20 protein-coding genes and 1 pseudogene are annotated in these 21,378 nt (G+C 67.7%); 14 read left to right on the forward strand and 7 right to left on the reverse strand.

Annotated elements, in window-relative coordinates; genetic code table 11:
* Nucleotides 1–469: 469 nt before the first annotated feature.
* Nucleotides 470–1,729 (reverse strand): helix-turn-helix domain-containing protein, encoded by a 1,260-nt coding sequence (locus Prum_RS22090; protein ID WP_246278028.1) that lies wholly within the window; start codon nt 1,727–1,729, stop codon nt 470–472.
* A gap of 215 nt (nt 1,730–1,944) precedes the next feature.
* Here Prum_RS22090 and Prum_RS22095 point away from each other — a divergent pair, with 215 nt between their 5' ends.
* From Prum_RS22095 to Prum_RS22105, 3 genes are all read left to right on the forward strand, one after another.
* Nucleotides 1,945–2,523: a GNAT family N-acetyltransferase gene (locus tag Prum_RS22095; protein WP_173078244.1), complete on the forward strand. Its 579-nt coding sequence runs from the start codon at nt 1,945–1,947 to the stop codon at nt 2,521–2,523.
* Nucleotides 2,524–2,626: 103 nt separating this feature from the next.
* Entirely contained in the window at nt 2,627–3,475 is an 849-nt protein-coding gene (locus tag Prum_RS22100; protein ID WP_173078245.1) for an SAM-dependent methyltransferase, read from the forward strand.
* Nucleotides 3,472–3,780 (forward strand): hypothetical protein, encoded by a 309-nt coding sequence (locus Prum_RS22105; protein ID WP_246278029.1) that lies wholly within the window; start codon nt 3,472–3,474, stop codon nt 3,778–3,780. Before Prum_RS22100 ends, Prum_RS22105 begins: the two co-directional genes overlap by 4 nt.
* Before the next feature lie 69 nt (nt 3,781–3,849).
* Here the strand turns inward: Prum_RS22105 and Prum_RS22110 are convergent.
* Nucleotides 3,850–5,021 (reverse strand): IS3 family transposase gene (locus Prum_RS22110; RefSeq protein WP_371871189.1). Its coding sequence is split into 2 segments (ribosomal slippage): nt 3,850–4,781 and nt 4,781–5,021, totalling 1,173 coding nucleotides; the frame shifts between segments, so codons are not numbered across the junction.
* A 366-nt stretch (nt 5,022–5,387) separates the two neighbouring features.
* Between Prum_RS22110 and Prum_RS22120 the strand changes: the two genes are divergently transcribed.
* The 4 genes from Prum_RS22120 (at nt 5,388) to Prum_RS22135 (ending at nt 8,580) form a co-directional block, all read left to right on the forward strand.
* The gene (locus tag Prum_RS22120) at nt 5,388–6,179 is read left to right on the forward strand and encodes a hypothetical protein (protein ID WP_173078246.1); all 792 of its coding nucleotides are present in this window, start codon (nt 5,388–5,390) and stop codon (nt 6,177–6,179) included.
* Nucleotides 6,176–6,952 carry a GNAT family N-acetyltransferase gene (locus Prum_RS22125; protein ID WP_173078247.1) on the forward strand — a complete coding sequence of 259 codons (777 nt, stop codon included), beginning with the start codon at nt 6,176–6,178 and terminating at the stop codon, nt 6,950–6,952. The genes Prum_RS22120 and Prum_RS22125 overlap by 4 nt, the downstream gene beginning before the upstream one ends.
* 445 nt (nt 6,953–7,397) lie before the next feature.
* A complete protein-coding gene (locus Prum_RS22130; RefSeq protein ID WP_218577305.1) occupies nt 7,398–8,336 on the forward strand; it encodes a helix-turn-helix domain-containing protein in 939 nt (312 codons plus the stop codon).
* A 67-nt stretch (nt 8,337–8,403) separates the two neighbouring features.
* The gene (locus Prum_RS22135; protein WP_173078249.1) at nt 8,404–8,580 is read left to right on the forward strand and encodes a hypothetical protein; all 177 of its coding nucleotides are present in this window, start codon (nt 8,404–8,406) and stop codon (nt 8,578–8,580) included.
* Nucleotides 8,581–9,249: 669 nt separating this feature from the next.
* On the opposite strand, the gene Prum_RS22140 is transcribed toward Prum_RS22135, so the two are convergent.
* The gene (locus tag Prum_RS22140) at nt 9,250–10,065 is read right to left on the reverse strand and encodes a GntR family transcriptional regulator (protein WP_173078250.1); all 816 of its coding nucleotides are present in this window, start codon (nt 10,063–10,065) and stop codon (nt 9,250–9,252) included.
* A 347-nt stretch (nt 10,066–10,412) separates the two neighbouring features.
* Here Prum_RS22140 and Prum_RS22145 point away from each other — a divergent pair, with 347 nt between their 5' ends.
* The 5 genes from Prum_RS22145 to Prum_RS22165 all read left to right on the forward strand — a co-directional run bounded on the left by Prum_RS22145 (nt 10,413) and on the right by Prum_RS22165 (nt 14,949).
* Nucleotides 10,413–10,766, forward strand: a complete 354-nt coding sequence (locus Prum_RS22145) for a hypothetical protein (protein ID WP_246278030.1) — start codon at nt 10,413–10,415, stop codon at nt 10,764–10,766.
* A gap of 49 nt (nt 10,767–10,815) precedes the next feature.
* A complete protein-coding gene (locus Prum_RS22150) occupies nt 10,816–11,538 on the forward strand; it encodes a DUF2637 domain-containing protein (protein WP_173078251.1) in 723 nt (240 codons plus the stop codon).
* Between the two features lie 62 nt (nt 11,539–11,600).
* On the forward strand, nt 11,601–12,602 hold the full coding sequence (locus Prum_RS22155) for a hypothetical protein (RefSeq protein ID WP_173078252.1): 1,002 nt from the start codon (nt 11,601–11,603) through the stop codon (nt 12,600–12,602).
* A gap of 195 nt (nt 12,603–12,797) precedes the next feature.
* Complete coding sequence (locus Prum_RS22160; RefSeq protein WP_173078253.1) at nt 12,798–13,136, forward strand: hypothetical protein; 339 nt, start codon at nt 12,798–12,800, stop codon at nt 13,134–13,136.
* Nucleotides 13,137–13,341: 205 nt separating this feature from the next.
* Complete coding sequence (locus Prum_RS22165) at nt 13,342–14,949, forward strand: FtsK/SpoIIIE domain-containing protein (RefSeq protein WP_173078254.1); 1,608 nt, start codon at nt 13,342–13,344, stop codon at nt 14,947–14,949.
* 508 nt (nt 14,950–15,457) lie between these two features.
* Here the strand turns inward: Prum_RS22165 and Prum_RS22170 are convergent.
* Together Prum_RS22170 and Prum_RS22175 are read right to left on the reverse strand one after the other, a co-directional pair.
* Nucleotides 15,458–16,387 carry a recombinase family protein gene (locus tag Prum_RS22170; RefSeq protein WP_173078255.1) on the reverse strand — a complete coding sequence of 310 codons (930 nt, stop codon included), beginning with the start codon at nt 16,385–16,387 and terminating at the stop codon, nt 15,458–15,460.
* Nucleotides 16,387–16,971, reverse strand: coding sequence for a recombinase family protein (locus Prum_RS22175; RefSeq protein WP_173078256.1), 585 nt, complete (start codon nt 16,969–16,971; stop codon nt 16,387–16,389). Before Prum_RS22175 ends, Prum_RS22170 begins: the two co-directional genes overlap by 1 nt.
* Nucleotides 16,972–17,361: 390 nt before the next feature.
* Between Prum_RS22175 and Prum_RS22180 the strand changes: the two genes are divergently transcribed.
* Nucleotides 17,362–18,513: a CaiB/BaiF CoA transferase family protein gene (locus Prum_RS22180; RefSeq protein ID WP_173078257.1), complete on the forward strand. Its 1,152-nt coding sequence runs from the start codon at nt 17,362–17,364 to the stop codon at nt 18,511–18,513.
* Here the strand turns inward: Prum_RS22180 and Prum_RS22185 are convergent.
* Nucleotides 18,504–19,753: pseudogene (locus tag Prum_RS22185) on the reverse strand (MDR family MFS transporter). The gene Prum_RS22180 and the pseudogene Prum_RS22185 sit on opposite strands and share 10 nt — an antisense overlap.
* A gap of 116 nt (nt 19,754–19,869) precedes the next feature.
* Here Prum_RS22185 and Prum_RS22190 point away from each other — a divergent pair.
* Nucleotides 19,870–20,628: a phosphoglyceromutase gene (locus tag Prum_RS22190; protein WP_173078258.1), complete on the forward strand. Its 759-nt coding sequence runs from the start codon at nt 19,870–19,872 to the stop codon at nt 20,626–20,628.
* Between the two features lie 6 nt (nt 20,629–20,634).
* Here Prum_RS22190 and phoU read toward each other — a convergent pair whose 3' ends face one another.
* The gene (gene phoU / locus Prum_RS22195; protein WP_173078259.1) at nt 20,635–21,276 is read right to left on the reverse strand and encodes a phosphate signaling complex protein PhoU; all 642 of its coding nucleotides are present in this window, start codon (nt 21,274–21,276) and stop codon (nt 20,635–20,637) included.
* Nucleotides 21,277–21,378: the final 102 nt, after the last annotated feature.

Consider the following 21,378-nt stretch of genomic DNA (forward strand, 5'->3'; position numbering starts at 1 on the left):
CCTACTGGATCGGTTACTTGACGATCTTGATTTCCTGGGAGTGTTGCCTCCGGAGGGCTCAACCGCAAGATATCAACAGTAGTGGGCTGAACTGTGCATATGTTAGTTCGGGAACGCGGTTGGCGCGTGACTCCTGCGGATCCCCACCCCCGGAGCGTGCCTCGCCTGGTACTGCTAGGACATGGACCACTTGTTGGGTGTGTGACTCAGCCTTCGAGAAGATGATCAACGGCTGCGCCTGACATGCACAAACGCCCGCGTGAGCGGTGATCTGCACACCGTGGCGACATGTCAGGCCCCATGGTCGGCTCAACCAGCATTCTCTTAGGGCTATGCGTGCGTGTGGCCTGACCAGGAAAACTGGTCAAACGTTGCAGGCATGGGAGCCGTGCCCGTCGCGCCGAGGCCCAGGGACGCGAAGTGGATCATCCACATGGGACTGCGCCGCATGCGCGCGGCTTTGGCCGAGTCACGCGCGGCTGTCTATTGACCGCACGGCTTCGAGATATGACCGGGCCAACGGCTCATTGCTGTATTTTTCCGCTAGAATCGAGCTGAATTCTCTCTCCGCAAACAGTAGCGAGGGCAGCGACTTTCGTTCACCCGATATTGCCGTTTCACCGTGCCTAACCGCTGCACTCAAATCGCCTTCCCGCGCCTCAACGACAGCAAGCGTAATGCGAGCTTCCGCAATCCTCATGGGCTTGCGCTCGACACCGCTTGCGTCCGCACTAGCGCGAATAACCTCATCGGCGTACGTTCGAGCGAACTCATTCTCGCCGACAATTCGGTAGCAATCCATTGCATAAAAGTCGAATTTTGCAGGATCCACCACGAAATGATGATCGAGGTTATCTGGGTATGGAAGCTGATCGAGCATGACTCGGCCGGTTTCGAGAGCGACCTCCACCTGTCGGCGATCTCCCATGCGTGCCCACGCCTTGGCCCTTTGCGCAGCGAGTTGGACAGCGACGCTGTGGCTCGGGGCGAGCTTATTTCCGGTCTCGCTCGCCGCGATAACTCCCCGATAGTCGCCTTGGGTGAGGGCATACCACGCTCGCATTTCGTGAGCCCAGCCCATGATTTCCGCTGTCCCGGATTCTTCTCCCAATGAAAGTGCGGCTCGGCGGGTGGCCTCTGCCGGCTGTCGCCGACCCATATCGTACTCGACGCAGCCCACCAACAATGCAACCCAACCAGCCAAGTTGAGCACCTCTATGTGCTGGCTCAGGGTAAGCCGTCTATCTAGAAGTGCTGTGATTCGGCGTAGCCACGCTTGACCCTCTATATGAAGCTGCTGCGCTTGCATATAGGGATACTCACTGCACAGCCTGTCTACTGTAATACGGACGGCCTCTAGTGTTGTTGCAGATACGTCCGAGGCACGTAGGCGCGAAACAATTTCCAAGGTGTCTAGACCAGTGCCGGCTAGTAGTTCAGAATCTGCGTCCCGACTCGCCGAGCGAGGGAAGATCGCTGTTGTGACCGTGCCGAACGTCTTCGCGATAAGCGGCTTGTAATAGTCGTCCGGCTCGACCTCGCCCGACTCCCAGCGGCGCCAGTTGCGTATCAGGCTTGCGTCTGACGGAAGCTGCTCGCTTCCCGCATGTACGCGAAGCGCGCGGATCGAGTCACGTTGAGACCAATCACGCGCTCGCCGTTCAGCGCGGATTCGCTTTGCCCACGAAGGCAGATCATCACGCAACACCTGGTCCGGATCACCGGTCATAGCTTCCAGTGTGCCCGCCAGGTCGGCTTGCCGGCACCCCCACCTGTGGGGGTGACACGTCGTTGTCCGCTCGGTGTCACCTGTCGATCACCAAGAGTCCACGCCACCATCAGGGCGACGGGCATGGAAGGGGGGTAAACGCCGTGGTGGCGGACCAACTAGTGAGGGTTAGAGACGCGGACCCGTCACTTGATCTTGACCAGCTCGCTGAGGTGATGGTGGCGGCGTTCATGGGGACGCTGGAAGCGGCGTGGCTCGTGGCGGACCAAGACGAGCGTGAAGCCGTTTACGGGCGGTTCTACCGAGCCATGGCGGCGTCTGTCTTGGACGACGACGGCGGGTATGTCGAGGTTGCCGAGATAAGCGGCCGGATTTACGCGGCTGCGGTCTGGTACGACTACAGCCACTTCGGCACAAGCGCGATCGTTCAACAAGACTGGGATGCGCTGCTGACGGCTGCGTGCGGCGTGCACGCGGAACGCTTCCGCTTGCTGGACGCCACATTCGCCTCCTATCGTCCCGCTGTAAGTCATTTCTATTTGGCCTGGATCGGGGTGCGCCCGGATCGGCAGGGTGTGGGGCTGGGGTCGGCGTTGCTCGCTCATCGGCATGCCGATTTGGATGACGTTGCCATCCCTTCCTATGCGGTGGCCCCATCACATGCGTGCCGACGTCTTTTCGCGCGGCACGGTTATCAGGACGGGAGAAAGATCCCTTTCTATCTTCCTGCGAATGGTCCGGCGATGTGGCCGATGTGGAGGGACCCCACCTTAGACAGTAAGGGGGTGTCGTAACCGTGGCCGACGACCCGATTCCCGTGTCGAAAACCGTTTGGCCCTGCGCGCCGCAGGGCGTTCTGTCCGGGACCAGCCGAGCGTGGAAGGGGGGCGTGCCGCGATGGCGGAGGACGTGACGCCTGCTGATTGGCCGGGGGACAAGCCGACGGCGTCCCGGGTGTATGACCGGTTGGTGGGTGGGTCGCACTCGTTCGGTGTTGATCGGGAGATGGCGGCTGACTTGTTGGCTGTGGAGCCTGATGCGGGTTTTTGGGCGTTTCAGAATCGGGCGTTCGTGGGTCGGGCGTTGCGGTGGTCGTTGGATGCTGGTGTGCGTCAGGTGCTGGATATTGGTGCTGGGATTCCGGATACGGCGGGTGCTCCGCATCAGTTGACCGGTGGCTATCAGCCTGCCGTGCGGGTGGTGTATGTCGATCATGACCCGGTCGCTGTGGCCAGTGCGTTGTTTGTGGCGGCTGAGCGGGAGCGGGCGGGGATCGGTGACGTGGCCGCGCTTGATGGTGATCTTCTCTGTCCGGGTGAGATCTTGGCGCATCCGACTGTGGTCAACTTTTGTGATCTTGGTCGGCCGGTGGTGCTGCTGCTGGGTGCGGTGCTGCATTTCGTGTCCGACGCGGACGACCCGGCGGGGGTCATCGCCGTGTTGCGGGATGCGGTGGCGGCCGGTTCGGTGCTGGTGGTTTCGCACGCGTCGGTGCCGCAGGAGATGAGCCCGGAGCAGGTGCGGGTGGTGCGGGAGTACAGCGAGCGCACCGCGCCATTGACGCTGCGCTCCCGTGATCAGGTGGCCGAGTTGCTTGCCGTGTTCGGTGAGGTGGCGGTGCCGGGCGTGGTCAAGGTCGCGGACTGGCGACCGGATGAGGAGCACCTGACCGAACGGGAGCGCCAGCGGCGGAACCGTATCCCCGGATGGGTCGGCGTGGCCGTCAAGTCGGGGGTGACGTGGTGAGCGCTGAGCTGAACGCGAACCAGGAAGTAAGGGTGTACAGCGAGGCGCAACAGTTGGCGACCGCGCAGAACGTGTTGGACACGCACGTCACGTCCTCAGCAACGGGGCGGTGTTTGGCGTGCGGCGTGTTGGGACCGTGTTTTCGCCGGGAGACGGCGATGGCGGTCTATTCGGTGAAGCGGTGGCTGCCGCGCAGGATTCCGGGGTTGTCGCAACCGGAGCGGATCGGCGCACGGCGGGTGGATCTGGCCAAGGCGGCGTTGCGGGTCGGACGGATGCGGTTGCGTGGTGGTCCTCATGCCTGACCGGGATGACGGTGCTGTGGCGAGTGATGTGAAGTTCCCCCGGTTTTCCGGACGGGGGACGTGTGGTGATCACGCTGCTCGTTGAGCGGGCGTGTGGTGGGTTTGTTCGTACTGTACGGGGCTGAGGTAGCCCAGGGCGGAGTGTCGCCGGGTCGGGTTGTACCAGGCGTTGATCCACTCGAAGATGGCGTTGGCGAGGTCGTCGCGGGTGCGCCAGGTGTGCCGGTCCAACAGTTCGGTTTGCAGGCTGGCGAAGAACGCTTCGGCCATGGCGTTGTCGTAGCAGTCGCCGATGCTGCCCATGGAGGCGAGGATCCCGGCGTCGCGGAGCCGTTTGCCGAAGATGTAGGAGGTGTACTGGGCGCCGTGGTCGCTGTGGTGGATCACGGTGCCGTCGGTGGGTCGGCGGGTCCAGGTGGCCATGTCCAGGGCGTCGCAGACCAATTCGGCTCGCATGTGGTCGCCGATGGCCCAGCCCACCACGCGGCGGGAGTACACGTCCAGGACGACGGCGAGGTAAAGCCAGCCCTGCCAGGTCATCTGCTGGGTGATGTCGGCGACCCAGAGCTGGTTGGGTTGCTCGGCGGTGAACTTGCGTGCGACCAGGTCGTCGGCGGGTGCCGCCTCGGGGTCGCGGACGGTGCAGCCGTGGAGCCGGCGGCGGTGGATGCCTTGCAGGCCAGCGTCTCTCATTAGCCGCTCGACCCGTTTACGTCCACAGTGGATTTTGTGGCCGAGCCGTAGTTCGGCGTGTACCCGCGGCGAGCCGTAGCTGCCGCGAGAGTCGGCGTGGATGTCGATGATCGCATTGGTCAGATAGGCGTCGTCCAGATCGCGGCCGGAGGGGCCGTTGGTGCGCCACTCGTGGAACCCGGAACGGGACACGCCCAGGGTGCGGCACAGCAGGGTGATCGGGTAGGTGGCCTTCTCCACCTCGATGAACCGGTAGATCATCGGGGTGGCAGAACGTTCTGTTGGGCGAAGAAGGCCGCGGCTTTTACCAAGATCTCCTTTTCCATCTCCAGCACCCGAACCTGACGGCGCAGCACACGAAGCTCCTCGCGTTCAGCGCCGGTCAGGCCCTCACGGTGCCCTTCCTCGACGTCGGCCTGGGACATCCAGTTCCGCAGGCACGACTCGGAGATCCCCAAACTCTTGGCCAGCTCGGCCACCGGCTTCTCACGCCGGCGCGCCAGTTCCACCGCACGACGGCGGAACTCCGCAGGATGTGGTGCGGGCATGTCCGGACTCCTCTCAGTGAGGACAACTGCTGCCCTCACACCTGGGTTGTCCGGAAACCGGGGGAACTTCAATGAGCGTTTGCACTTGCCGGTGCGTCCGTCGTGGTTATGCGCGGATGATCGGCAGGAGTGGCCATGCGCGCCCTATAAGGCCCGGCTGTGGTCCGATTTCGGCGGTAGTGCGGAGGCGATGGCTGAGCACTTGGCCGGTTGGATGGGTGAAGCGCGTCCTCATCTCGTTGCTTTGTCGGCTCAGCAGTTGCAGGCACGGTTCGTGGATTGGATATCCACGTGGCCGGACGGTTCATCTGTTCGCCGCCTTGTCGGATGCATCGACCAGACCCCGTCACCGAGGGGTGGGCCGGCGTGGCCGGTCAACCCACGGCGGGGCACCGAACCGGGGAGCTGAATCTGTTGAGAAGTCAGGGGAGCAACGTGATCATGGCCAGAGTCCGCCGCGCGGTTAACCGGGTGCGGGATCGGTTCGATTTGAAGACGGATCGGGCCTGGCGGGATCTGCGTCGGCAGTTCGCGCCGTTGATCGCGCGTGAGCCGGGCCCGGATCGGCAGGTGCAGGCGGAGATCCTGCAACGGATCCTTGCCACACCCAGCGACAGCGCGGACCCGTTCGCGGTTGTGCCGGCGGGGCCGATGCGGCGCTGGCCGGTACGAGTGCTGACCGCCTTGACTCTTGTCGTGCTGGTCGCGTTCGGCGTGACGGTCATCGTCCGTGACGGTCGGGCGGCTTCCGGGCCGACACGAGCAGCGGCGGCACCCGCCGCATCACCTGTGGTGTCCGCGTCGGCAGCCGTCAACATGTTGCCGGCCTGTGCGGTGCCGCCTGCCGGTGTGCTGGCTCCGACCGATGTGCGGCTGCAAATGCGGGGCGCTGACCCGGTCCGGATGACGGTGATCTACAGCCACCGCGCCAGCGACGGCCAGCAGGTCTGGCACGCGTACGGCCCGGCAGGGCAGGACGCCACCCACCTCCACAAGGTGTCCGCTGCGATTCTGCCCGCACTGACCAACATCGACGTGAAGGCCAGCCGGCAGGCGGACGGCAGTTGGCGGTTCATCGCCCCGCCGTGCACCCCCATCCCATACCCGGCATCGCCACCGAAGGCCGGTGCTAACACGGGCGTGGAGGCCCAACGGTGACCCAGCCCGCCGCACCCGGCAGCAGCCCCGGACGGCCGTTGCGGACCGGTGTGCCGACGCTTCGAGCGGCCACCTATGAGGACCTTGACCAGATCACCGAGGTGATGGTGACGGCGTGCCTGGACACCCCCGACGCCGTATGGCTCATCGCGGATCGGGACGAGCGGGAGACGGTGTACCGGCGGTACAGCGCGGCTATGTTCCCGGCCATCCTCGCGGACGACGCCACCTATGTGGACGTCGCCGACATCGACGCAGAGGTGTGCGCGGTCGCGGTCTGGGACGACTACGCCGACCATGTACTCAGCGATGCGCAAGCGGAAGCCCGGTGGCGGGCACTGGTCAACAGCGTGTCCGGCCCGTACGCAGACCGGATAGTCCTGCTGGACGACATCACGGTCGCGCACCAACCGCGTACCAAGCATTTCTGCCTGTCTGGGATAGGCGTGCGCCCAGACCGGCAAGGCTACGGCCTCGGCACCCGACTGCTGCGCTACCGGCACCACGAGTTGGACGCCATGAACCTGCCGTCCTATGTGGTCGCCACCACCCGCGCCGCGCGCCACCTGTTTGCGCGGGAGGGCTACCAGGACCGAGACCCGTCACCGTTCTTCCTCCCAGACGCGGGACCCGCGATGTGGCCGATGGTGCGCGACGGGAGGGCACGGAGAGCATCCAGACCACCGCACCCCACGACACCACACACGCCGCTGTCGATCCCCCGGGGTACACGGTTCGCCGGTCGGTGCAGGGCCAGGCACCGGAGGAGGTAGGGCGGTGACCGCTGTGGTGTCGAAGCTGGCCGCAGTCGCGGATCGGCTGGCTGACTGGGTTTTCGCCGCGCGGACGTGGCGGGCGCGGAGGGAACTGCGCGCCCGGTGGGGAATCGACCCGCACGCGGTGCCTCCCCCACACGTTCTGGACGCGATCCTGCGCGACATCTACACCCCGCCCCGCGACGAGGATGGCTGGAAGGGCGCACCCCAGTACGCCGCAACTGCCGGCACCCCTGACCGTGGCCGGACACCCGATCCCCCCGCAACAACGGCAATCGCCTGCCGCTGTCCGGGCGTCCGGCCACACCCACGCACCTGACCAGCCGCGCGCACACCACGACATGCGCACGGCAGTCGGCCCTACACGGGCCGCCGCGCCGATCCACCAAACCCATGTCAACCTCTAGGAAAGGGCGTCGCCGGGACCATGCCGACCAAACGCATGACGTTCGTGCCCACCCTGCGCGGCCAGTGGCTCGGACACCTGATGCGGGAACTGCGCGAGGAACGCGGTCTCGCGCTCAGGGAGGTTGCCGCGTACGTGGGTGTGGATATGAGCACCCTGGCCCGGTACGAACGCAGCGAGTGGGCGTTCCGCCCTGATCACGCGGCCTGGCTGCTGAACGTGTACGCCGTGCACGACGAGCAGACCCGGGCCGAGGTCACCGGCTTGGCCGAACACAGCGGGTGTATCAACTGGTGGCGGCTGGACCCCGCCGTTACCACTGGCCCGCCGCTGCGGGTGCGTCCGTTCGGCGTGGTCGACTTGCCGCCCCCGCCGATCGGCTGGATATACGGCCGGGCTGAACGGGTCTGCCTCTACGCCGACACCCTGGTACCGGAACTGTTCCAGACCCGCGCCTACGCCCACGCCGCCGCCGCACATGTCCACGGACCGCACGCCGATGCCCGGCTGTCCATCGACGCGGCGGTCGACCGGCTGATCGACCGGCAACGCCTGCTCACGGCCGGACGACCCGCACCCGTCGAGGTGTTGATCGCCGAACACGTCCTACACCGGCCAATCGGCGGCGCACAGGTTTTGGCCGCCCAACTGGAACACCTGTACCGGCAGCCGCTACGCCGCGACGTCCCGGTCACGGTCCGCGTGCTGCCCACCTCCGCCGACGCCCATGCCGGGGTGCACGGCCCGTACATGGTGCTGCACATGCGTACCGGCATGCCTCCGGTCGCGTTCATCGACCACCTCGGCGGGCAACTCATCGTGGAGTCCGTCCACGCCGACCGGTACACGGCAGCCCACCAGCAACTCTGGAACGCCGCGCTCACCCCGACCGACTCCCACACCCTGCTGCGCAACCTCACCCGACCCGCCGACCGGCCCACCGGTACAGCCGCGCTCGCCACCACGGCGCCATGACATCCGGACGCGGGCTGGAAGTCCGCCACATGACGCCCCCACCCCCGAAACGAGGAGGTTCACGAGCATGCCGAGCGTGGGCGACACCGTCCAAGTCGCCGTGACCACGATCCAACGCAGCAACGGCGCCGCATGGCGCGGTGCCAAGGGACGGATCATCGGCAAGACCGGTGACGGCTACCAGATCAAGTTCGACGGGTTCATCGCCGACAACGTCAAGGACAACGAGATAACCGACGCGTAACTGCGGACGGGATCGACCGTCCACACCAGAAAGGCAGGCCGGACCACCCGTTCCCCGCAAGAGTTCGGGGTGGTCCGGCTTGGGGCCGAAACCCCGGTACGGATGGTACCGGGGTACACGTGTTGCCACAGTCCGGCAACGCGGAGGTGAGCCCCGGCAGGATCCCGGATGGGGAGGGTTGCTGCGGGTGGTCGACGGGGATGCACCGTCGTTCGAGGACGAGACCGGCCCGGCGTATGCGCTGGCCGACGGCGTCCCGTACGTGCGCGGCTGGACCGATGCGCACCGGGCGGCCGAGGTGCTGCGCGCCGAGTTGCGGGCGTGGGGTATCGAGGGCCGGACGGCGGTGCGGGCCGAGGTCGTGTGTGGGGTGTCGGGGTGGTCGAGCTGGGCTGTGTTTCGCCGGAACTGGCGGAGCTGCTGGCGGCCGTGTTGGCTCAGGCACGCCTGCAACCGGCCAGCGCGGTACCGGCCCCGGGTCGGGCACCATACGCTGCGTAGCGGGCTGCGCGGCGTCGGAGGTCTGGCGGAGGGTGCAGGATGCCCGCCCGCTACGGGGGAAGCGGGCGGGCATCGGGCCGCGCTGGAGGGAATCCGTTTGCGTGCGCGGCTTACCGGGAGGGTAGCGGTTGGGAACGCGCCCACACCCCCGGCGTGCCGATGTCCCGGTTAGCGGGTGGTGCGGCGGGTGCGGGTGGCGGGTTTGCTGGCGGGTGCGGCCGGGCTGGTGGTGGTGAGTGGGTAGGCCAGTTCTGTTTGGTCGCCGGGGATTCGGGTCTGTTCCAGTGTCACGACGCGGCCGGCCGTGGTGGCGGTGCGGGCGATGACGAGCAGCGGGGTGCCGGGGGTTATGCGTAGGGCGGTGGTTTCGTCCCCGACGGGCATGCGGGCGCGGACGTACTCGGTGAAGGTGAGCGGGTGTCCGTGGCTGTGGAACCAGTCGTAGACCTGGACGGGTTCGGGTAGGTGCGGGTCGTCCAGCCACGGGGTGTCGAGGTCGGCGGCAACCGAGAAGGGCATGTGCAGCCGCACCGAGCGGCGTAGCCCGTTGGCTTGCTGGAGCACGTCGCGGGTGAGCATCGGCTGTCCCGGTGGGATGTTGAACAGGTCTGCCTGTGCGGCGGTGGCGTCGGCGCGGACGAACGCGGGCGGGTCGATGTCCTGCCAGGTGACGGGTTCGGTCTCGGTGTGGTGGCCGTCCGCGAGGGTCAGGCCGCGGTGGTCGAGGTGGGCAGGGCGGGCGTGCGGGTCGCGGACGATGGTGCCGTGCGGGCGGCGCACGATCAGCAGCCCTTCGCCGACGAGGGTGGTGACGGCTTGGCGGATCACGTGCCGGGACACGCCGAACAGGTCGGCCAGGCGTTCCTCCGAGGGCAGCGGCTGCCCGGCGGGGAAGTCGCCGGACAGGATCCCGTCTCGTAGGTAGTCAGCGACCTGTCGCTGTCGGGTCACCGGTTCGGTGATCTGCGGCGGAGTCCGTGGCATCAAGCCACCCCCTTAAAAATATCTTGCCCGAATTTTGTGGGCGGGGTTTGTGCTGCTCAGCGTGTGTTGGTGGGCATGCCCCAACGGTTGGTTCGGCGAAGACGGGGTCTTCCCTGTTGCGAAACGTACAACGTTGGCCGTACTCTGTCAACGAGCAACGGCCAACGTTGGCCGTTGATCAGAGCGGAAGAGGTGGTGGGACTGCTGAGAGATCGCCCGTTGGGGCTGTCCGGTCCACGCTGCGGCTGTGGAGCCGTCGCGGAACCGGGCAAACGGTGTGTGAAGTGCCGGGCGCGTGCCCGGTGGGTGCGTCGTAGGGCGTACCTGGATCGGATGGAGGTGAGCACTTGACCAACCTGAGCGGACACACACGTACTGAGGAGGTGGGGCCGTCGATTCCGGCGGTGCTGTTCAACACGGCCGACGTGATCGTGCGCGGGTTGCCGGACCCCCTAGCCGTGGAGGTGTCGGTACGGTTCGGGCTGGCCGTCGATCTGGCCACCCACGTCGATTTGCGGGTGTGGGCGGACCGGTTGGGGCTGTCGGTGTACCCGTGGCGCTCTCAGCCGTACATCGGTATCGACGGGGTGCTGTGCCAGTTGACCAACGTCACCGGTACCTGGCGCGGCGGGCCGGTACGGCTGCACTGCCTGGAACCGGTCGACGCCATGGCCGCGCTCCGCGATGAGGTGGACCCGTGAGCCCCGAACGCGGCGGCCGGTCGGGGCGGGGTGGGCGTACGCGGGTGTGATGCTCGGCGGTGCCGTGTCCATCGCGGCGAACGTGGCCCACGCCCAGGTACCGCCGAAGGACGCGCTACCCGGTTGGGCACCGGAGCCGGGCGCCTTGGTCAGCGCGGTGTTTTGGCCGCTACTGCTGCTGGTCGCGGTGGAAATGTTCGCGCGTATCTCGTGGCCGTCCGGCTGGCGGTGGCTGCTGCTGCGGGTCGGTGGGTTGCTGCCGGTCGCGGTGATCGCCGCCGTGGTGTCCTACCGGCACCTGTCGGGCCTGTTGACCTTCTACGGCGAAGACGCCGTGACCGCCACGCTCGGACCCCTCGCCGTGGACGGGCTGATGGTGATGGCCACCGGTGCCCTGGTCGCGGGCAGGGCGGTGCGCGTGATGCGGGCACCGGTGGCGCCGGCGGGCGCCCCAACACCGAACCTGGATGGCCGGTCCACCCACCGGGCCCGTACCCACGCCGGACGGGACAGAACAGCAGCGGATACGGGCACGGCGAAGCGTACTGATGCGGCGCTACTGGCCGTGCTGGAAACAGTCCGCCGCGACCGGGACGGGACGGTACCGGTACGCCGGGCCGCGAAAGCTCTCGGCACGGGCCCGGATCGGGCGCGGCGGTTGCTGGCCGATGCCGGTCTACTCAAAGGACCCGCCACCGTAGACACCCCCACCGATGGGGATGCGGTAGCGCCTGCTGTCGATGCGGTGACGCCGGACGGCGGCGTACGTTGATCGGCATGGATTCGACGGGGGCGAATGGTCCGGGCACGGGTGGGGGTCGGTCGGGGCGGGACGTGGCAACGGGTGTCGCGTTCGGGTGTCTGGCCGCCGTGCTCGGCATGTGTGGACTCGGCGCGGCCGGGGTGTACCTGGTGGCGTCGCGGCTGGGGTTGATCTCCGAACCGTCCACCGGGTCCGGTCTCGATGCGTTCGCGGCGCTCGCGCTGGTGCTCGTGCTGGTCGCGGTCGGGCACGTGGTGGCCTCGGTGTGGGCGTGGCGCACCCGCCCCGGACCGGTGCGCGTCGTTTTGACGCAGGCGCCGCACGTGGCTGCCTATGCGGCGGTGCCGTTCTGGTGGAATGGCGCGTGGTCGGCGTGGTACATCGCGTGGGGTGCGCTCACTCTGACCGGGTTGGCGTGGTTGACCGTCTGGTTTCTACGGGCGCCGGGGGTGGCACGGCGGGCGATTGTCTACCTTGCCGCGTTGGGTGTGGTGGTCGCGGCGAATGTCGCCGGGATCCTCGCGGTCACCTGGGATTCCACGAACGGTTTCGGCTGGAAAGGACAGCCGACACCGTGGGCCGCGTTTACCGCACTGTCGGCTAACTCGTGCCTGGCCGATCACCCGTACCACAACAACGGCGCCCACGTCGTACGGGCGGATTGCCCGTCCGGCCCGGACGCCGACTTTTACGCCGGGGACTACGACGAATCAGGGTTCGACAACCAGCTGTGTGACTCGCAACCGAAACAGGCATTCACCAAATGGTGGGAGTGGAACCGTAGCTACCAATTGTCTTTCACCCTTCGGTGGGACCACGGGCAAACCCTGGTGGACGGGAACACGGTTGCCCCACCCTATCCGGACGCTATCGACAGCGATACCGCGACCATCCAATACGCGGTGACATTAGAGTCCGCGACGCATACCGGCACGCCCGGCCCGTTCCGGATGCGGGCGGACACGATCACGGAAACATGGAATGTCGAATTTGAGCCGGCCACGATCGGCGGATGGAAGGTCTGCCGTATCGACATTCCCGACCCGATAACCGCGACGTTCACACCGCAGTGAACATCCGCATCTAGCCCCTAAACCCGTATTCCCTCGTTTGTCCCTTGTTGGGAATGTGCTGCCCTGCTGCGGCACCCTTTCCCCGAACCCTCACACGTCCGAACACGTCTCGTGTCCGGCGGCAACAAACAAACTGCGGCACCTGACACCCCGAACAGATAGCGGGTGTGGGGACTGTCCGCCCTCTTACAGGAGGTGGTCTACCTGTCCAACAATCCAACCGACCCGATCGAACACTGCGAGGTGAACCCAACCATCCCAAACCCCGAGACCGAATCCGTAGCGGAGTTGCGTGCGCAGATTCGGCGCCTGCAATCCAGGCTTGCCGCCGTCCGGCGGGCGTACGCCGATTTGGTGGCCGCGTGCCGGGCCGCGCTCGGCGCGCACGCGGACGGGGAGGCAGACCCGCTGGTGTATCTGCGGGACGAGCTGCCCGAACCCCGCCCGAACATCCGCTGCACACCGACCGGCGTGGGGGTGGTGCCTGATGCGCTACCGCCGCCGGTACCGGCAGCATCCCTACTTCTGGTATGACGATCGCACCATCACGGGGATGGTGGTCGGGGCGATCCTCGCCGCGATCGGCACCGTGATCGGCACCCTGGCCCGTGCCGCGTTCCGCTACCGCTCCGAACTCGCACCCTTCGCGGTCGCCGGGGTGATCGTCTGGTGTGCACAGTGGACACACACCCATCACCCCGGTTGGTGGCTGCCCGTCACGGTGTCAACCGTCGCCGTGGTGGCCATCCTGGCGGCGTTCCCGCGCCGCTGGCGTCGCGTGGGCTGGCCGTGGTTGGGGCGGGCGGCGGAACGCGCTTACATCGCCGTGTGCGTGCTGCTCGGCGGTGGCTGGCTGGCGGTCGCGACCGTGGCCGGGCCGACCGCAAAGCCGTTGCCGGTCCTGGCCCTGGTCGGCGTGCTCATCTGCGCCGTCCCGTGGTGGGCGCACCGCCGCCGTCGGGCGAAAGTACGGATTGAACGGATCCTTGACGGCTGGCCGATAGTGGCCGACGCTGCCGGGCTCACCGGATCGCGGGTCGTCTCGGCGTTGGGGGATGAGTGGGGGTGGAGGGCCCGGATCGCGTTGCCGCGCGGGCAAACCGCTGCCCAGGTCGTCAACGCCATCCCGGCCATCGAGTCCGGGCTTGGCGTCGCGCCCGGTGCGGCACGCGCCGAGCCGGACCCGCACCGCGCCGACCGGGCGTATCTGCGGGTACTCGACAAAGACCCGCACGCGGACGCGATCGCCTATGTGCGGCCCGAGCCGGGGAGCGCGTCCATCCACCACCCGATCCCGCTCGGCCTGTTTGACGACGGCAGCGTTGTGCGGGTGCCGTTGCTGCGCCGCAACGGCCTTGTCGGTGGCGTCACCGACTCCGGTAAGTCCGGCGTCCTCAATGTGGCGTTGGCCTACCTCGCCCAGTGTCCGGACGTCGCGATTTGGGGCATCGATTTGAAGGGCGGCATGGAGTTGGCGCCGTGGGCGCCGTGCATGGCACGGTTCGCCACCACCCCCGCCAAGGCGGTCGCGTTCCTGACCGCCGCTGTAGAGGAAATCCAGCTACGGGAAGCCGAACAAGTCGCTCGGGGCGAACGGGTGTGGGAACCCACCCCGGACCGACCCGCCCTGGTCATCGTGATCGATGAGTACGTGGAGCTGCCCGACGAGGCGCACCCGCACGCGGACACCATCGCACGGTTGGGCCGGGCCGTCGCCGTCAACCTGTTGATAGCCACCCAACGGCCCACACAGAAAGCCATGACCCATAACGCTGTCCGCTCACAAATGGACATCCGTATCTGTCTACGGGTCCGGGAACGCCGTGACGTCACCCTGATTTTGGGGGACGGGATGCTGGCGGCCGGGTGGAACGCCCACAAGCTTGACCTGCCCGGGAAGTTCCTCGTCAGCGCCCGAGAACCGCAATTCCAGGTACCCCGACCGGCGCGCGCCTACTACATCACCCTTCGCGACATCAACAGCATCGTCGGCGAGTACGGCGAATACAGCCCACACACCAACGCCGACATGCCATCCGAATTCGACCCCGACACCTATCTGGTGACGGATTCGGGCACCGAACCGCCAACCGCCGAAACGTTCGCTACCCCGGCTGATGTGGCGGTCATCGACCGGCCGCCCACTCCGGAACGGGTCCTTCTGGAGGCGCTGAGGAACGCGCCTGAGGAAGGCGTGACGGTGCCGGAACTCGTGGCCGTGACCGAGAAACCCCGGGTGTGGGTTTACCGGCGGTTGAAGCAACTCTCCGACGCCGGGCACGCCCACCAGGTCACCTGGGGACACTGGCGGGCCACCACGACCACCAACCCACCCGACCCTACGTAACGTAACTGTCTCACTGTCTCGTTGTCTCACTGTCTCGCGCGCCTGCACCCGTTATAGGGACTCATCGGGCCGCGAGACGAGACAGCGACACAACTCACGCACCGTAACCACAGGCAGGCGTGCGCGCGGCGACACGGGAGCCGCGCGCGCTCCCCCAACCCTCCCCCACACGGCTATCCAACCGAAATTGACGGAAAGGGGGTGAGAACACCATTCCACCCCGCAAGAAGAATTCCCGACCGAAAGGAACCACCAACGACACAACCACGAAACCCGATCCCGGGCCGTTGTCCGATGAAGCGATCGAACGCATTCGCGCGGCGGTCCGCGCGATGCCGCCGCTAACCGACGAACAGGCAGACAGAATCGCGGACATCATCCGCAACGCGCGGCAACGCCGCACCGAACAGCAACAACGACAGCGACGACAGGAACCCCGACCATGACTCGCACCGTGCACGAAAACGGGCGCCCCCACCATCCGGTGGGGGCGCCCGACCCGTGCCTGTCACCCTGCTTTTGCGGCGGTCTTCGGCTTGCCGTCCCAGAGGAACCGTTCCGTCCGGTGGTCGTTCCACCCGATCGGCATGGTGAGCACCATGTGCGGGAACGCCGTCAAGAACATCGACCGCATGGTGTCGAAATCCCCGGTAGCTTCCGCCGTGTCATAGTCCCGCGCGACGTCCTCTGCCGCGCCCGCGCGGGTCTCCGGCTTCTCCAACGTCGCCAACTCCGCCTTCAACACCTGCTCCCGCAACAGGATCGGCTCCATCGCCGCATCCACGCGCTCCTCACCCCACCTGGCGGTCTTCCCAGCCAGGTTGCGCCCCATCTGCTCCAAATCGGCCAACTCCTCCTCGATCCGGTCCCGCTCCCCCTTCACCCTCGCCGCACGCGCCGCGATCCGCTCCGCCAGATCCGGATCCGCCAACGCTTCCTTCACCGCAGTCCGGATCGCCGTCTCCAAGACGCGGGCATCGATGTGGTTCCGGCCGCCGCAGCCCGCACCCGTGAACGTCGGACGGCACCGGTACTCCCGACGCGGCGACCCATCCTCATAAGGGCCCGCCGTGGACTTACGCGGACGGCCGAACATCTTCTGCCCACACTCACAGAAGATGAGTCCGGAGAACGGGTGCACCCGGCCGGGCGGACGTCCCCGGCGCCGGGAGTCCACCAGCGCGTTGAGCCGTGCCCATTCCTCTTCGGACACGATCGGCTCCACCCCGGCCACCTTCCCGACGATTTCCCCGTTGTGGGCCAGCAACCCGGCGACGGCGGGGCGGCGCAGCATTTGCAGCAACGTCGTGAGCGTCCATGCCTTGCCTTGCAACCCGCGCGACCCGCGTGCGTTCAAGTCCCGCGCTACCGAGCCCCCAGAGTCCCCGGCCAACAACCGGCGGTAGCACTCCCGCACGATCTCCCGTTCCGCCTCCACTACATGCGCGGGAATCGGGGTGCGGGGGTCGCCGGGTTCCCACCCGTCTGGTTTCGGCTCATAGCCCGGCATCGCGTACCCGCGCTGACCCCGGGGGTCTTGCCCTTCCGTGCGCGGCGGACCTTGCCCCGCTTGACCCGCTCGGAAATCTTGTCCGACTCGCCGGCCGCCGCGACCATCGCCTCACGAAAATGCCGCCGCCCATCCGCCGTCTGCAAGTTGTACTCACCCGCCGCAGACCACACCCGCGCACCACTCTGCGCCGCCTCGACCAGCCGCTCACCCTCGCGCACCTTCCGCGAAAACCGCGTCAAATCCAACACCCACACACCAGCCGACGCACCCGACTCCAACCGATGCATCATCAGCTCCCAGTCCTTACGGACCACGTTCGGCTTCCACGCCGACAACGAATCATCCCGGAACACCCTGCCCACCCGGCCGCCCCGCGCCTCAACATCCTCCCGACCCATCTCGATCTGATCATCCGTCTTGATCAAATCACCCGTGATCGCGTAACTGATCCGCGCGTAGAGGTCGATCTCCGGCTGCTGTCCCGTCTGACCTGCGTCATCGTTTCCCATACATCGATGTTACAAATTCAGTCCATGCCCAAGGGCAAATGGTCGTGCTTTGATCTCCAAACCATGACCATTTGCCCTTGATCGACGGCGAATTCCTTGATCGACGAGGCAAGGGTGGGTGCCGCCCCTGGTGAGACGGCGGCGTGCATGCCCGACGCACGGACGTTGCCCAAAGGACCTTGGTATCCGAGTGCCCCGCTGGGGCAGCGGGATACCAAGATCGCTGGGGGTGTGTCGGGTTGAGAGTCGCGCGGGCGGGGGTTTGGGTGTGGGTCGCGGCGGGTGAGGCCGCGGGAGCAGCGGTCTGTAGCGCGGCGGGCGTCGCGGTAGCCCTGAATATCTAGATCTACGGGATCGGGCCGTCGCGTCCCCTCACCTAGGGTGGCTTCCATGACTGGACCGCTCGACGGGCTCACCGTGATCGAGATCGCCGGCATCGGGCCGGCTCCCTTCGCCGGCATGGTGCTCGCCGACCTGGGCGCCGACGTGGTTCGCGTCGACCGTCCGGGCACCAGCGCCGTGCCCGGCCTGCCCCTCGGGCCGCGCGACGACCTCCAGGGGCGGGGCAAGCGCTCGATCGCCGTCGACCTCAAGCAACCGCGCGGCGCCGCGCTCGTCCGTACGCTCGCCACCCGGGCCGCGGTGCTCATCGAGGGCTTCCGTCCGGGCGTCGCCGAGCGCCTGGGCATCGGCCCGGCGCAGGTCCACGCGGTCAACCCCAAGTTGGTGTACGGCCGCATGACCGGCTGGGGCCAGGACGGCCCGCTGGCGCACACGGCCGGGCACGACGTGACGTACCTGGCCCGGACCGGGGTGCTGCACGCGATCGGGCCGGCGCAGGGCGCTCCGGTGCCGCCGGTCAACCTGCTCGGTGACTACGGCGGCGGCGGGATGCTGCTCGTCGCCGGCGTGCTGGCCGCGCTGTGGCGGGCCGAACGCACCGGAGCCGGCCAGGTGGTCGACGCGGCGATCGTCGACGGTGCCGCCCTGCTCGCCACCCAGCTGTACGGTCTGTTCCACAGTGGACTGTGGCAGGACCGGCGGGGCGCCAACCTGCTCGACGGCGGCGCCCCGTACTACGGCGTCTACGAGACGGCCGACGGTCGCCACGTCGCCGTCGGGCCGCTGGAGTCCCGGTTCTACGCGGAGTTCGTACGGCGCGTAGGGCTCGACCCGGAAACGGCCCCGGCCCAGCTCGACGTCCCATCCTGGCCCCGGCTCCGGGAGTTGATCGCGGCCCGCATCGCCACCCGTACGCGGGACGAGTGGGCGTCGGTGTTCGCGGACGGGGATGGCTGCGTCGCGCCGGTGCTGTCGCTGGCCGAGGCGCCCGACGACCCGCACCTGCGCGCCCGCGGGGTCTTCGTCGACGAGTACGGCGTACGGCAGCCCGCGGCCGCGCCCCGCTTCTCGGCCACCCCGCCCGGCCCGCCCGCCCTCCCACCGCCGGTCCCCGGCGAGCACACCAGGGCCGTACTGGCCGAGTGGGACGTACCGGACGCCGAGGAGCTGCTCGCGGACGGCGTGGTGGCTCAGGCGTGAGCCCCGAGAGGCGTGGGCTCGGGGGCGGGCTCGCGGAGGGCCAGTGCCCTGCGTTCGCGGGCTGGGCCGGACAGCAGGTGGCCGACCGCTATCACCGCGCCGACCACGGCACAGCTCACCCAGAGGGCGGCGTCGCCGACGTACTCCATGACGAAGCCGCCCGCGATTGGCGCCAGGAACGCCGCCGCCGACCAGGAGAGCGAGAACACGCCCTGGTAGCGGCCGCGTGCGGCGCTCGGGGACAGCTCGGCGATCAGGGTGGCGTTCGACGGGGAGGTGAGCATTTCGCCCATCGTCCAGACCAGCACGGTCACCGCGTACAGCCAGGCGACGTCGGCCCGGCGGTGAGTCCGAAGCCGAGCCCGGTGATGAGGGAGGCCAGCGCGAGCGTGTGTGACCGGCTTCGCCCCTTGATCAACCGCGGGATGAAGAGCTGCCCGGCCACGATCAGGACGCCGTTGAGGGCGAGCACCATGCCGAACGTGGACGGGGAGAGCCCGTCCTGCTCCATGGCGATCGGGAGCATCGAGATGTGTTGCAGGAACACCACGGCGTTCAGCAGGTTGAGCAGCACGAAGGCGACGAAGACCCGGTCGGCGAAGACGGTGCGCAGGCCGGCGGCGGGGACGGTGGCGTCGCGCTGGCGGGCGAAGCCCTGCGGCCGGCGGGTCTCGCGCACCTTGAGGAAGATGATGGTCGCGGTCACCAGTGTGGTGGTCGCGTCGACCACGAAGAGCAGCATGAAGTTGGCCTGCGCGGCGAATCCGGCCAGGACCGCGGCGAACGCGAAGCCCAGGTTGATCGCCCAGTAGTTGAGCGAGAACGCGCGCAGGCGGTCCTGCGCGGGCACGACGTCGACCATCATCGCCTGGAACGCCGGCCGTGCCCCGTCCATGAAGAGGCCGAGCACCACGGCGCCGAGGGTGATCGTCCACCGGTCTTCGGCGAAGCCCAGCACGAGCAGCATGGTGGCCGTGCCGAGATGGGCGGTCAGCAGCGTGGGCCGGCGTCCCCAGCGGTCGGCGAGCACGCCGCCGATCGTGACGCCCGCGGCGCTGCCGGCCCCGAAGAGGCCGATGACCAGGCCGGCCTCGGTCTGCGAGAAGCCGCGCTCGGTGGTCAGATAGATTGCCAGGAAGATCAGGACGAACGAGCCGAGACGGTTGATCAGCGTCCCGGTCCACAGGTACCAGAAGGTGGCGGGCAGCCCGCCGGTGGTGTCCTGAAACCAGCGACGCACGTCGTGTCCTCCCCCGAAACCGTAACGGCCGCTAGACGTACGGTGCCTTACAACCTAGTCCGGAGGATGGGAGCCGTGCATCCCGTTTTCCACGTGGTGGGCGTCACGGTGGCAGGATGGCGGGCATGACTCTGGGGACGTTGGTGCTGCTACGGCACGGTGAGAGCGAGTGGAACGCGAAGAATCTCTTCACCGGCTGGGTCGACGTCGACCTGACCGCCAAGGGCGAGGCTGAGGCCCGGCGCGGCGGCGAGTTGCTGCGCGAGCACGACCTGCTGCCGGACGTGGTGCACACCAGCGTGCTGCGGCGCGCCATCCGCACCAGCGAGCTGGCGCTGAACGCGGCCGACCGGCACTGGATCCCCGTGCTGCGGTCGTGGCGGCTCAACGAGCGGCACTACGGCGCCCTGCAGGGCAAGAACAAGAAGCAGACCCTCGAGACGTACGGCGAGGAGCAGTTCATGCTCTGGCGCCGGTCGTACGACACGCCGCCCCCGCCCATCGCCGACGACGACGAGTGGTCCCAGGTGGGCGACCCGCGCTACGCCACGCTCCCGCCCGAGCTGATGCCGCGCACCGAGTGCCTCAAGGACGTGCTGGAGCGGTCCCTGCCGTACTGGTACGACGCGATCGTGCCGGACCTGCTGGCCGGCCGCACCGTGCTGGTGGCCGCGCACGGCAACTCGCTGCGGGCGCTGGTCAAGCACCTCGACGGCGTCTCCGACGAGGCGATCGCCAAGCTCAACATCCCGACCGGCATCCCGCTGCGGTACGACCTGGACGCCGCCCTGCGCCCGGTCACGCCCGGCGGCACCTACCTCGACCCGGACGCGGCCAAGGAAGCCGCCGCCGCGGTCGCCAACCAGGGCCGGTAGCCGCTCCTACGCCGACTCGCCGGTGACCAGGTAGACCACCTGGTTGCCGGCGTTCACCGCGTGGTCGGCGAACCGCTCGTACCACCGGCCGAGCAGTGCTCCGTCGATCGCCGCCTCCGCGCCGTACGGCCAATCCTTGCCCAGCAGGATGCGGAAGAGCTGCCGCTGGAGCTCGTCCATCGCGTCGTCGTCGGACTCCAGCTCGGCGGCGAGCGTTTCGTTCTGCGTGGTCAGCACCAGGCCGACCTTTCCCGCGATCCGGTCCGCGACGGCGGCCATCGAGGTGATCACCTCGCGCAGCTCCGGCGGCACGGCGAGGGCCGGGTACCGGCGCAGCGCGGTCTTCGCGACGTGCTCGGCCAGGTCGCCCATGCGCTCCAGGTCGGCGGCGATCTGGATACCCGTGATCACGAGCCGCAGGTCGGTGGCGACCGGGGCCTGCCGGGCGAGCGTCTCGTAGACCCGCTCGTCGACCTGCCGGTGCATTTCGTTGATCTCCTGGTCGCGCGCGATGACCCCCTCGCACGCCTCCCGATCGGCGGCGAGCAGGGCATCCGTGGCGTTGCGCATGGCCGTACGGACCGCCTCGGCCATCGACACCAGTAAGCGGCCTACCTCCAGAAGGTCGGCCTTCAGGTCATCACGCATCGCGTCGATGTTAGGTGACAGACGCTCCATGGCGTTAACGACGTTAGGCCGCAGGGTGAACACTCTTGGACGCGAGCCGGGTTTGTCCTATTCTGCGAATCA

Source organism: Phytohabitans rumicis, assembly GCF_011764445.1.
GTDB classification, from domain to species: Bacteria; Actinomycetota; Actinomycetes; order Mycobacteriales; family Micromonosporaceae; genus Phytohabitans; species Phytohabitans rumicis.

Excerpts from the sequence above, each read along its gene's own strand:
- Prum_RS22090 (WP_246278028.1), bottom strand. The coding sequence starts at position 1,729 with ATGACCGGTGATCCGGACCAGGTGTTGCGTGATGATCTGCCTTCGTGG.
- Prum_RS22095 (WP_173078244.1), top strand. The coding sequence starts at position 1,945 with ATGGTGGCGGCGTTCATGGGGACGCTGGAAGCGGCGTGGCTCGTGGCG.
- Prum_RS22100 (WP_173078245.1), top strand. The coding sequence starts at position 2,627 with ATGGCGGAGGACGTGACGCCTGCTGATTGGCCGGGGGACAAGCCGACG.
- Prum_RS22130 (WP_218577305.1), top strand. The coding sequence starts at position 7,398 with ATGACGTTCGTGCCCACCCTGCGCGGCCAGTGGCTCGGACACCTGATG.
- Prum_RS22135 (WP_173078249.1), top strand. The coding sequence starts at position 8,404 with ATGCCGAGCGTGGGCGACACCGTCCAAGTCGCCGTGACCACGATCCAA.
- Prum_RS22140 (WP_173078250.1), bottom strand. The coding sequence starts at position 10,065 with ATGCCACGGACTCCGCCGCAGATCACCGAACCGGTGACCCGACAGCGA.
- Prum_RS22150 (WP_173078251.1), top strand. The coding sequence starts at position 10,816 with ATGCTCGGCGGTGCCGTGTCCATCGCGGCGAACGTGGCCCACGCCCAG.
- Prum_RS22175 (WP_173078256.1), bottom strand. The coding sequence starts at position 16,971 with ATGGGAAACGATGACGCAGGTCAGACGGGACAGCAGCCGGAGATCGAC.
- Prum_RS22180 (WP_173078257.1), top strand. The coding sequence starts at position 17,362 with ATGACTGGACCGCTCGACGGGCTCACCGTGATCGAGATCGCCGGCATC.
- Prum_RS22190 (WP_173078258.1), top strand. The coding sequence starts at position 19,870 with ATGGCGGGCATGACTCTGGGGACGTTGGTGCTGCTACGGCACGGTGAG.
- phoU (WP_173078259.1), bottom strand. The coding sequence starts at position 21,276 with ATGCGTGATGACCTGAAGGCCGACCTTCTGGAGGTAGGCCGCTTACTG.